Consider the following 12065-nt stretch of genomic DNA (forward strand, 5'->3'; position numbering starts at 1 on the left):
TTTTGAATTATTGTAAGGGGTCCGCATTTACATCCCAGAACACTTTCGTCGCCCAGTTGGCTTTCTGCGAAGCATTGGTGTTCAGGTTCACATACGTCGAAGGATAGAGGAACGAACGGATATACGCACCCGGGTTGGGCAGCACGGTGAACTGCAAGCCGGTACCATCGTTGATGCTGGCTTTTGGCTTGCCGGTGCGGCGGTACATGTTGTACGATTCGAGGCCATTTCCCCACAGGGCCAGGTAATATTCCTTCATCACCACGTCGAGCCTGGCATCGGTGGTGGTAGCCGCATCGTATTGGGCCATGACATAATCGATGTACTTCGTCACAGTTGCGTCCGTGGGTACAGAGGCGGTGCAAGCGGTTGCGCCAACCTGGCCGGGGAAGGCCATGACCCGCTTGATGGACTTTGTGACACCATTTTGAAAACGCGTCCGTGCATCGTCGGTATAACCTGTTGTAAGGGCTGCTTCGGCCAGTTCAAACTCTGTAAAGAAAGACATCCAGATGGGGGCAATACCGGCACCGCGGCCGCCGTCATTCAAACCGGTCTGGGTGAAGTCGTTGCAATCGAACTTGCCCGCTGCCGGGTACACACCCCAAACGGTGCGCAGGGTACCATCCGGCGGAATACCCGAGTTGTCACCATGATCACGACCCCAGTAACCGGAACCGAGGTAACAAAAAGGCATTTCGGCCGGGAAGTGTGCCGGTGCATTCTGATAAGCACAAGGCATTTGTTGCTGTGAGGGAACAGAGCTGGTTTGGCGATAGAAATAATAGCGGCGGCGCGGATCGGCCACCGATTTTTCAAACACCATCGAGTACAGGTATTGCACGGCAATATAACCACCCGCACCACCCGAAGCCACGTAGTTGTCGTTGTAACGCGGATGACGGCTGTTAGGAGTCGACTGTTGCGTACCGTACTTGAACGTGAATTCATCGGCATCGGACGTGATAATGCTGCCGGCATCAACCAATGCCTTGATCTTGGCGCCAACGGTGTTGTCGACCAGGCGGGTATTCATGTAGGCCCGCAGCTTCAGCGTATTGGCAATTTTAATCCAACTGCTCCTTGATTGGTTGTTGAACAAAATCGCCGAAGGCGTGGTGGCCGGGGTTTTCCCCAGGTCGGCAATGGCGGCATCGAGCAGCGTAAGGGCAGCTGCATAGATGTTCTTGCCGCTTTCCACTTTCGGATTGAGATTTTCATTTCCCAGGTTGGCCTCTGTATACGGCACATCACCAAACATATCGACGAGGGTCATCAGCGTATAAGCTTTCAGCACCTCACCGATACCGGCGTGAAAGAACTTCTGCTGCTGTTGCGCCAGCGGGATCATGGCGTTTACGTTTTTCAACACGCCGGTGTAGGCCGTGCTCCAGATCCCATCGAAGCTGTTGGGCGAATACCCGTTCTGGTAGGTGGGGCCAAAGAACACCGTCATGCGGGTGAGTTGGGCGCCAAAGTCCTGTGTCTGGTCGAAGAAGGATGCAAAGTTGAGCTGCACCGTGTTGAGGTACAGGTCCACATCGGCACTCTGCGGCGTTGGTGAATTGGGATTGTCCAGCAACGTGTCAAACTTTTTGCACGACCCAATCCCGCACACCAGGGCCGCAACGAAGAAGATATATTTGATTGACTTAATCATAGATGTCGTTTTAGAAAAATCGATTAGAATGTTACCCTGATGCTTCCGCCAAAACGGCGCGAAGAAGGACCGGTAATGAATTCAAACCCTCTGTAGGAGCTGGCACCCAAACCGGATGTTTCCGGATCGAAATTCATGTGCTTCGGCGTGTTGGGCGCTTTGTACCAAAGGTTCTGACCGGAGAACGTCAGCGAAATGCCACCAAACGGTGTTTTGCTGATCAGTCCCGAAGGCAGGCTGTACGAGAGGGAAGCTTCACGCAAACGGATCACCGTGCCATCGAACACGCTGACATCGGATGCACCAAAGCCAAGGCTGTTGAAGTAAGCGATGAATGCATCAACTTGGATATCGTTCGGCGTTCCATCTTGCTTTACACCCGGCAGGATGACCGGCAATGTCCTGTCAAACTCGGTATCCTTGGTTTCGCCCCTCGCCAGCAGCGAACGGATGGTAGCCGAGTAAATGTCGCCACCCTGCGTGTAATCCCATTGCATGCGGAAGCTCAGTCCTTTGTAGGTGAGGTTGTTGATCAACGAGGTTTTGAAATCGGGGTTGGGATTGCCAATGATTCCGATCTCGGTTGAGCTCAGGTAGTTGCCCTGGTTATCTACGATCCGCTGACCGGTCTTGGGATCTCTCTGCACATAATAGCCCTGCATAATGCCCAGCGGCTTGCCGGGGATGGCAAAGCTACCCAGGTCGGTAAAGCCGGCCACGGGGATTTGTTTTACACCATCGGCCAGCGAGGTTACCTCGTTGCGGTTACGGGTAAAGTTCACCGTGAAGTCCCATCCGAAATTGCGGCCTTTCACCGGCGCAATGTTCAGGCCCACTTCGATACCGCGGTTGCGTACGCCACCGACGTTGATCTCTTTTTCCGTATAGCCTGTCGAAGGATCCAACTGCTGCGAAATGATCTGGTCTTTGGAAAGACGGTTGTACCAGGTAAAGTCCAGGTTGACCTTGTTGTTAAACAGGCGGGTTTCCAAACCGGCTTCCACCTCGCGAAGCAATTCGGGCTTCAGGTCGGGGTTGGGCAAACGGTTGGGAATGGAATTGGAGTTCACCTGTGTTCCGTTTTGTGTCACGAACACGTTACTGCCGATGCTCAGCGCCTGGCGGGTTCTGTACGGATCGGGGAAACGGGCACTGGTGGCATAACCGACACGCATTTTTACATAGTTGAGCATCTTGTTGTTCTTTAACCCTTCAACGGCGGCTGTCGGAATAAAAGAAAGGCTACCGCTGGGATAGAACAGGGAGCGGTTGGCTTCTTCCAGTGTTGAGACCCAACTGTTACGGCCACCGACGGTTGCATACAGGAAGTCCTTGTAACCAAGGTTACCTTCTGCAAACACACCCAGGGACTCGTACTCGGACCTGAAGTCGAGGTTGCTGCCGTCTTCACCCTTGTTGGTGTGGTTGATAAAGTTGTTGTGATTAAAGAGGTTGAACACCAGTTGGTTCTGGCTGAACATCCCGTCCTGGCGATAGAGGGTTCTCCGCAGGTTGCTACCGGCCGTAACCGAAAGATCCCAGTTCTGCGAAAACCGGGTATTGTAGTTGGCCAGCAATTCGTGGTTCAGGATCGTGTTGCGGATGTTGGTAGTTCTGTAAACACCCAGCGGCACCTGGACACCGCCCTTGGGCGATTGCAGCGTATTGAAGTTGGAAAAGTTGTCCAGGCCAATCCTATACATGATATTCAGGTTTTTCAGCAGGTCGTAACGCAGGGCCAGGTTTCCGTATACCCGTTGCACGCTCTCGGTGAACTTCACATATTTTGCGGTCCAGCGGGGGTTTTGAATATCGTTCGACGGGCGGTAATAAACCGATGCACCGGTTGTAGGATCTTCAAAGGGCCAGTTCATCAGGTCGATCGATCTTGGCGTGTACATCACGTCGGCAAAGATGCCGGGATAGTTGGCATACTGCGGGCCGCTACCCGTACTGGCCGAGTTCGGAGGCGTTTGGTAGTCAGTGTTGGCAAAGTTTACCACGCCGGAAACGGTAAAGCGGTTGCTTAGCTTTGTGCTTCCACCCAGACCGCCGGTGTATTTCCGCAGGTCGTTGCCGGGGATAAAGCCTTTGTCGTTGTAGAAAGTAAAGTTTCCGCTGACGTTTGAGTTGGCACCCGGAGAACCCGCCACGTTAATGGAGGTCGTATTGATCCAGCCGGTGCGAAAAAAACTGTTGATGTTATCCGGATGGGCTTCAAAGGGAATTTTAACGCCCTGCAGTTCCGGGAAAGCTGCGGCATAGGCCGAGCGGCTATAGGGATGGAGCAAGGTCACTGGCGGATTTTGGAAGGCTGCGCCCCAGTTGCTGTAAAACTGGAAGCCCGTGGAAAGGTGGGTTCCACCGCCATAGGCATTGGTCCAATCGGGCAGGCTGGCCACTTTGTTGGCAAACGTCGATTGTGTCAGCGTGATTTCTGCCTTATTGCCCACTCTCCGGTTCGAACCATTTTTCGTGGTGATGAGGATCACCCCGTTGCGACCTTGTTCTCCATACAATACCGTGGCACTCAATCCTCTTAATACACTCACACTTTCAATGTTGTTGGGGTCCAGGTCGAGGAAGCGGCTGGACGTCTGGTTGCCAAAACGGAAATCCGACTGCGCATTGGTAGATGCGTCGAATGGCACGCCATCAACGATAAACAGCGGCGTGGTTTCACCGGTAATCGACGAGATACCGCGAATAACGATGTTGGTACCGCTGCCCGAAATCCCGCTGGTGGCGCCAATGTCCACACCCGGTGTTTTCCCGTTCAGCACACGGGTAATGTCGGCCTCAGGGCGTTGTTCCAGTTGCTTTCTGTCTACCGTGGTAACTGCATAACCCAATGCTTTCTTTTCCCTCCTGATACCAAGGGCCGTTACTACGACCTCGCTAATAGCATTGCTGGCGGGTGTCAGCGTAATGGTAACGCCCCGTGGATCTGCGCCTACTGCCGCTTCTTTCCTGTCGTAGCCAACAGAAGAAAAAACAAGGGTCGCATTCCGGGCAACCGATAGGCGGAAATTTCCATTGGCGTCGGTTGAGGTACCGTTGGATGTGCTTTTTTCCTGCACTGAAACCCCCGGAAGCGGCTGGCTATTCTCGCCAAGAACCTTTCCGGACACCTCAACTTTCTGAGCGAAAGCAGAGCCCAGTAGCAAGAAGCTTGCTACAAAGCATAGAAGTTTTCTCATGTGAGTTTTGATTTAAATGATGAAATAACAGTCTTTCGATTCTTTAGAGTTTATAGAAATAGCGGGGATTCGCAGTTACGAAGTATTGCACAGCACGCCCAGAATGGGGATGCCGGCAGGCGAGGCAGTTTCATAAGCATTTCTCATTCAAGCGGGTTTTTAATTATGGTTAAATATATGCAAATACTTGACAGACGGAAAAAAGACAGGATGAAAATTTAAATAGCTGCTTTGAATGGCAATAAAAAAACCGCTCTCTTCGGAGCGGTTTTTCAGACCTGTTTCTGCCAATTAATTTCGGTCCCGGCTCCCCATGTAGATCATGATATATTGGACCAGGGTTACAACGGCCGCCAAAGCTGCCACCACATAGGTCATGGCCGCCCACTTCAGGGCATTTTTTGCTTTCGGATACTCTTGTGCATTGGTCACATTGGTTCGGTTAAGCCATTCGAGGGCACGGTGGCTGGCATCAAACTCTACCGGCAATGTAATGAGTGAGAAAAGGACAGACAGGGCAAACAGGGCAATTCCCACCAGTAAGAGCGTCGAATTACCGGACGCAGCCATAAAAACACCAATCAGGAGCACCCAGTTTACAATGGTTGAGCTTACCTGAACCGCCGGAACCAGCTTGCTTCGCAGGTTTAGCCAGGTATAAGCATTGGCGTGCTGCACAGCATGACCGGTTTCATGCGCCGCAACGGCTGCAGCCGATATACTGTAGTTGCTATATACTTCCGGGCTGAGATTGATGGTTTTAGTGGCGGGATTGTAGTGATCGGACAAAAAACCGTCCATAGAAACCACCTTTACATCATAAATACCGTTTTCCCGCAGCATTTTCTCGGCAACTTCCTTGCCGGTCAGCCTGGCCGACAACGGAATTTTACCATAGGCAGCAAACCGGCTCTTCAGTATCATGGACACGATCATGCTGATACCGATAAAAAGAAATGAAACAAGCATTATTGAGGGGGTCATCAGGTCTCCTTTTTTTCTTTTCTATCCCTCAAATCTATATCCAATCCCGGAAAAAAGGGTCTCTAAAACCAGCCTCTCCTTTTTTGTCAGTCCACCTCGCCACCTTGCCCTTTTTTCTGACAGTTTATCAGCAGGATTTTTTTTAAAGTCTTTGAAGCGCAGAAATTATGTTATTGATTTTCAATACTATACAAAGTCAAAGATGTTAAAATCATTTATATAAAATGCTTAAAAAGTTTTGCACATCGCCAAAAAATTATTTTGTAAAGTGCCGCAGAATTGTAATTTAGTGTCAGAATTTAATGGGTTAGTAAGTAAAAGGGTTGGTCGAAAGATCAGCCCTTTTTACTAAAAATTTCTGCCATTTATTTTCCTCTTCCAACTGCACGTTTGATAAAAAAATTTCATCTCTTACGCGAATAAATTTGCTCCATGTCGAAAGTAAAAACGGCTTACTTCTGTCAGAACTGTGGTTATGAAAGCGCAAAGTGGTTGGGTAAATGTCCTTCGTGCCAACAATGGAATACGTTCGTAGAAGAACTGATTCAAAAAGACACGAAAAAAGCGGCGGCCAATGACTGGACAACCTATAACGACAATGGAACAACGAAGAGAACCCGCCATCTCAACGAAGTTGAAACCAAAGAATCACCGCGGCTCTTGTCTGCCGATGCCGAATTGAACAGGGTTCTTGGAGGCGGAATTGTTCCCGGAAGCATTGTGCTGGTTGCCGGCGAACCGGGTATCGGCAAATCCACGCTCTTCCTGCAAATGGGTTTGCAGTTGAAGAATGTTGTCACGCTTTATGTAAGTGGAGAAGAAAGCGAACAACAGATCAAGATGCGGGCCGACCGCCTGAACATGCAGAGCGAAAACTTTTATCTTCTCACGGAAACCTCGACGAACATTATTTTCCAGGAAATTAAAAAGCTGAAGCCCCAACTGATCATCGTCGATTCCATTCAAACCCTCGAGTCTTCGTTTGTGGAATCCTCACCGGGAACTGTCTCCCAGATTAGAGAGTGTGCTGCGGAATTCCAGCAGTTTGCCAAAGAAACAAATACACCTGTCTTCCTGATTGGTCATATCACGAAAGAAGGGGCCATTGCAGGGCCCAAGCTGCTGGAGCATATGGTGGATACCGTGTTGCAGTTCGAAGGCGACCGCCATTATGCCTATCGAATCCTCCGCACGTTGAAAAACCGTTTTGGCAGCACGGCCGAACTGGGCATCTATCAAATGAACGACAACGGCATGAACCCCGTGACCAACCCAAGCGAGATCCTCATTACGCAAAAGGAAGAATCACTGGGCGGGATTGCCATCGCTGCCACCATTGAAGGACAACGGCCACTCCTGATCGAAGTGCAGGCCCTGGTTACGCAATCGGTGTATGGCACACCCCAACGAACCGTCAGCGGTTTTGATACGAGGCGTTTGCAACTTCTTTTAGCTGTTTTGGAGAAACGCGGCGGCTTTCATTTTGGCGTTAAGGATGTTTTTCTCAACCTTGCCGGTGGCTTAAAAGTGGAAGATCCTTCCATTGATCTGGCAGTGATTGTAGCCTTGCTCTCCTCCTATGAAGATGTACCGGTGCCACACGATGTGTGCTTTGCCGGTGAGGTGGGATTGAGCGGAGAAATCAGGGCCGTCAACCGAATCGAGCAACGAATTGCCGAAGCCGAAAAACTGGGTTTCAGCAAGATCATCGTGTCGAAGTATAACCAGAAAGGCGTACACAAACACAAATACAACATCGATGTGGTCATGATGGGTCGAGTAGAGGAAGTGTACCGGCATTTGTTCTAGCTCTTCTTTCCCCTAAACAGGAGACTTGGGTCGAAGAAATTTGACAGCTTTCAATTCAGTTGCCCACATAACCTCGCTGCCGTTGGCGTCTCCGCCAACGGTTTTTTAATAGCCGGTGCTCGTGTCCTGACAAGCATTTCCAATTGAATGCACGATTGTTTACATTTAAGTATGCAGCCCGCAAGAGACCTCAAAGAGGCCGTCCTTCATTTTCTATTCCCGCATGTCTGTGAAGGTTGCGGCACCGATGTGCTGGAGCCGGATCATTTTCTCTGTTTAAAATGCCTTTCTTCCCTGCCCAAAACGGCATTCCAGCTTTATCCTGACAATCCCGTTGAAAAATTGTTTTGGGGACGTCTTCCGGTTACTGCAGCTACGGCAGAATATTATTTCACCAAGGGCTCTCTTATGCAGCACCTCATGCACCAGTTCAAATACAGGGGCAACAGGGAAACCGGCGTTTACCTCGGCAGGCAAATGGGTTTTTCACTCAACCAAGCCAGACGCTTTCGCGGTGTGGATGGGCTGGTGCCGCTTCCGCTCTTTGCGGCAAAAGAAAGAAAACGCGGTTATAACCAGGCAGCCGTTTTGTGCAAGGGCATTTCGGAAGCCACCGGTTTGCCGCTCTTTGAGGATGTAGTGGTGCGCAAGGCGGCAACCGAAAGCCAGACCAAAAAGAACCGCATCGAACGCTGGCTGAACATGGAAGGTCGCTTTGAATTGGTAAAGCCGCAAACGATCGAAGGCAAGCACCTGCTTCTCGTGGACGATGTTATCACCACTGGCGCCACGCTGGAAGCTTGTGGAGCGGTACTGCTGCAGGCAGCAGGGGTACAGCTAAGCCTTGCCACGCTTTGTATTTCGAGTCGCTAGTGTATTTTTACCGTTTATGAACCGGATGAAAAACCTCCTGCCTGTTGCCGTACTGCTTTGTTTTTTGTTTTCATGCCGGAAAGAATCATTCACCACCGATTCCCGTGCCCGGCTCGCAAGCAGCGTTGACACGCTGCACTTCGATACGGTTTTCACTACCACCGGTTCGGTTTCACAATTTGTCAAGATCATCAACAACAACGATAAAGGTATCCGCCTTTCTTCCGTCCGGCTGGCCGGTGGTGCGGCGTCTCCCTTTCAGATCAATGTGGATGGCGTGGCAGGCCCGCAGGTCAGTAACGTCGAAGTCCTGGGCAATGACAGCGCCTATATTTATGTCACCGTCCGCATCAATCCTACGGCCCGGGATCTTCCTTTCGTGGTGCGGGACAGTATTGAACTAACTTACAACGGGAACCGTACCTGGATTCAACTGGATGCCTTCGGGCAGAATGCGCATTTTCTGCGAAACAGGAAGATTACTGGCAACGAAACCTGGAACAACGACCTGCCTTACGTGATACTGGGAGGACTTACGGTTGATACCAATGCCTTGCTGTCCATCAACAAAGGATGCAGGATCTATCTACACGCAGACGCCCCGTTTGTTATCCACGGCAGCTTACAGGTAACCGGTGAGAAATGGGATAGCACCAGGGTGGTGTTTACCGGCGACCGGCTCGACGAACCGTATCGCGACTTTCCTGCCTCCTACCCGGGGCTGGTCTTTACCGCCAGCAGCCAAAACAACAGCATCCGGTATGGCATTATCAAGAATGCCTACCAGGGAATTGTGGTCAGCGACGCTTCTTCTTCCGGAACCAAACTGCAGCTCTCCGAAACCATTATCGACAATGCATACGATGTGGGCTTACTAGGTATCAATACAAGCATTACAGCCCGTAACCTCCTGGTATCAAATTGCGGAAAGAACGTGATCCTTGCCCTGGGCGGTCGTTATGATTTTGTGCACAGCACCATCGCCACCTTTTCGAATAATTTTATACAGCACAAGGATCCTGTTTTATTGCTGACCAATTTCCTAACGCAGGGCAACGTGGTTACCGTCAATCATCTCAATGCCAGCTTTCGCAACTGCATTTTCTGGGGCGATCAAAACGGGTTTGTCAGCAACGAAGTCGTCACGGCCAAACAGGGAAATACCAACTTCAACGTTACGTTCGACAGGGTACTGTGGCGGGTGCAAACCCCGCCGGCCAATGCAACGGTAAGCGGTGTCGTTTCCGGTGAGCCGCTGTTCGACAGCATCAACACGGCAGAGCGATTTTTTAATTTTCGCCTGAAGGACGGTTCACCCGCCATCAACGCCGGTTCCACTGCCGGTGTGCCTCTCGACCTGGATGGCAATCCCCGCCCGGTAGGATTACCCGACCTGGGTGCTTACGAAAAACAGTAGCCGATTGCCAAAGAACTTCCGTACTTTGTAGCAACAAGCGCTGTTTAGGCTAATCCTTTCGCTGCTTTGCTGTAATTCATGTAAAACAAAACTGATCGAAATATGAAAACCTTCATTCTTGCATCGCTTCTTTCTGTGCTGCTCTCCGGCGCTGCTTTTTACGAGTTCAAAGTGCCCAGTCTCGACGGGAAAGAAATCGACTTCGCCAAGTTCAAAGGAAAGAAAGTGCTGGTTGTCAACACTGCCTCCAAATGCGGCAACACGCCCCAGTATGCCGACCTGCAAAAGCTGTACGACAAGTACAAAAACAAGCTTGTCATCGTGGGCTTTCCCGCCAACAACTTTGGCCAGCAGGAACCCGGCACCAACGAAGAAATCGGGGAGTTTTGCAAAAAGAATTATGGCGTCACTTTTCCCATGGCTGAAAAAGTATCTGTGAAGGGCGACGACATCCATCCCCTGTTCAAATGGCTGGTGGAGCAATCCAATGAAATGGCCAAGAAAATTCCCGGCGACAACACAAAAGATATTCTTTACAAGCGCTTTTTGCAAGATCCCGTGCAGTGGAATTTTACCAAGTTCCTGGTGGATGAAAATGGAAATCTCGTTGCTGTTTTCCACAACAAGGTCAATCCAATGAGCGAAGAGATTACAAAATTTCTGAACTGAGATAGGTGGGATGACTGGGATTTGAAGGATATTTGAGCCGCCTGATAAACAGGCGGCTTTTTTTTATTTATCCCACGTATCCTATCAACCCCAGTTCAAAGACAATGTTATTCAAAGACGTCATCGGCCAGCAGGAGGTAAAGCAACACTTAGTGGAAATGGTGCAGCAGAACCGCATCAGCCATGCTTTGCTGTTTTTAGGCAAAGAAGGAAGCGGCGCCCTGCCACTGGCTTTTGCCTTTGCCAATTACATCAGCCTTTTGCCGCTCCAAAACGCTGCACCGGAAGCTTCACTTTTTGGTGAAGCGGTTGACGTGCAACTGCCTTCGACTCCCGAAGAAGCCGACGCCTGGATGCAAAAGCAGTCTTCGTTTTCGAAAGCTGCAGCCATGGTGCACCCGGACATTCACTATACCTATCCCGTTGTCACCAAAAAAGCCGGCAGTCCGCCCCTGAGCACCGATTACATTGCGGAGTGGCGTGAATTCATGCAGCAGTTTCCGTACGGCAATGTCTACGACTGGCTCCAGTTTATTGGTGCCGAAAACAAGCAAGGCAATATCACAGCCCAGGAGTGCAACGACATTCTGCGCAAACTAAACCTGAAAAGTTTTGAAAGCGGTTACAAAGTGGAGGTGCTCTGGATGCCCGAATACCTGGGCAAAGAGGGAAACAAACTCCTGAAACTGATCGAGGAACCGCCGGCCGATACCCTTTTTATTTTGGTTGCCGAAAACGAAGGCGCCATCCTGAACACGATCCTGTCGCGTTGCCAGTTGGTAAAAATTCCCGCCCTGCAGCCCGAGGACATTGAGCAGGCCTTGCGGAGCAAAGCCAGTCTCGATACAGAACAGGCCAGGCTGATTTCGAATGCCTGCGAGGGCAATTACCGCGAAGCGCTTCAACTGTTGCAGCATGCCGGCGAAGATTATTTCAACCTGCTCCGCGAATGGCTCAACGCCATTTTGCGCAACGGCCCTGCGGCCCAGGTAAAAGTGATCGAGGAGATTGCCCGCCTCGGAAGGGAAAACCAAAAGCAATTCCTGCGCTATTTTATTCATTTGCTGGAACAGGCTCTCCGCCTCGAGATCACCAGCGGTGCCTTGCAGGAAAACCTGTTGCAGGCCATGTCGGCCGGCGAACGGGATTTTGCGCTGAAACTGAACAAACAGATTCGTATCGAGCAGAAAGAAGCCATCACCGAGGAACTGGACAAAGCTTCCTACTACATCGAGCGAAATGCCAATGCCAAGATCCTTTTTCATGCGCTTACCATCAAACTGTTCCATATTGTTAAAAGCGGGATCGTGGTTTCGGTGTAAGAAAGCCTTTCTTGGGCGGTGGTATAAAAAAATTATATTTGCTCAATCCCTCGAAAGAGGATCAACATATATCAGAGGTTATCGGCATTGTGAAGAAGGTTTCGAAAGTTATTCATTACTTCAGTATACAT

At 50.4% G+C, this 12065-nt stretch carries 8 protein-coding genes; 5 read left to right on the top strand and 3 right to left on the bottom strand.

The features are described from left to right. Positions 1 to 7 precede the first annotated feature (7 nt). The 3 genes from D6024_RS01855 to D6024_RS01865 all read right to left on the bottom strand — a co-directional run bounded on the left by D6024_RS01855 (position 8) and on the right by D6024_RS01865 (position 5844). Positions 8 to 1660 carry a SusD/RagB family nutrient-binding outer membrane lipoprotein gene (locus D6024_RS01855; RefSeq protein ID WP_121352502.1) on the bottom strand — a complete coding sequence of 551 codons (1653 nt, stop codon included), beginning with the start codon at positions 1658 to 1660 and terminating at the stop codon, positions 8 to 10. A 23-nt stretch (positions 1661 to 1683) separates the two neighbouring features. Beyond that, a complete protein-coding gene (locus tag D6024_RS01860; protein WP_121352503.1) occupies positions 1684 to 4860 on the bottom strand; it encodes a SusC/RagA family TonB-linked outer membrane protein in 3177 nt (1058 codons plus the stop codon). 291 nt (positions 4861 to 5151) lie between these two features. Further along, on the bottom strand, positions 5152 to 5844 hold the full coding sequence (locus tag D6024_RS01865) for a zinc metallopeptidase (protein WP_121352504.1): 693 nt from the start codon (positions 5842 to 5844) through the stop codon (positions 5152 to 5154). Between the two features lie 432 nt (positions 5845 to 6276). On the opposite strand from D6024_RS01865, the gene radA reads away from it, so the two are divergent. The 5 genes from radA to D6024_RS01890 all read left to right on the top strand — a co-directional run bounded on the left by radA (position 6277) and on the right by D6024_RS01890 (position 11934). After that, a complete protein-coding gene (radA, locus tag D6024_RS01870; RefSeq protein ID WP_121352505.1) occupies positions 6277 to 7653 on the top strand; it encodes a DNA repair protein RadA in 1377 nt (458 codons plus the stop codon). 171 nt (positions 7654 to 7824) lie between these two features. Beyond that, on the top strand, positions 7825 to 8526 hold the full coding sequence (locus D6024_RS01875; RefSeq protein ID WP_121352506.1) for a ComF family protein: 702 nt from the start codon (positions 7825 to 7827) through the stop codon (positions 8524 to 8526). A 16-nt stretch (positions 8527 to 8542) separates the two neighbouring features. Then, entirely contained in the window at positions 8543 to 9943 is a 1401-nt protein-coding gene (locus D6024_RS01880) for a choice-of-anchor Q domain-containing protein (protein ID WP_240409910.1), read from the top strand. A 102-nt stretch (positions 9944 to 10045) separates the two neighbouring features. Beyond that, positions 10046 to 10612: a glutathione peroxidase gene (locus tag D6024_RS01885; RefSeq protein ID WP_121352508.1), complete on the top strand. Its 567-nt coding sequence runs from the start codon at positions 10046 to 10048 to the stop codon at positions 10610 to 10612. Between the two features lie 104 nt (positions 10613 to 10716). Beyond that, positions 10717 to 11934: a DNA polymerase III subunit gene (locus tag D6024_RS01890; RefSeq protein ID WP_121352509.1), complete on the top strand. Its 1218-nt coding sequence runs from the start codon at positions 10717 to 10719 to the stop codon at positions 11932 to 11934. Positions 11935 to 12065 lie beyond the last annotated feature (131 nt).

It is taken from the genome of Flavisolibacter nicotianae (genome assembly GCF_003628535.1).
GTDB lineage: Bacteria > Bacteroidota > Bacteroidia > Chitinophagales > Chitinophagaceae > Flavisolibacter > Flavisolibacter nicotianae.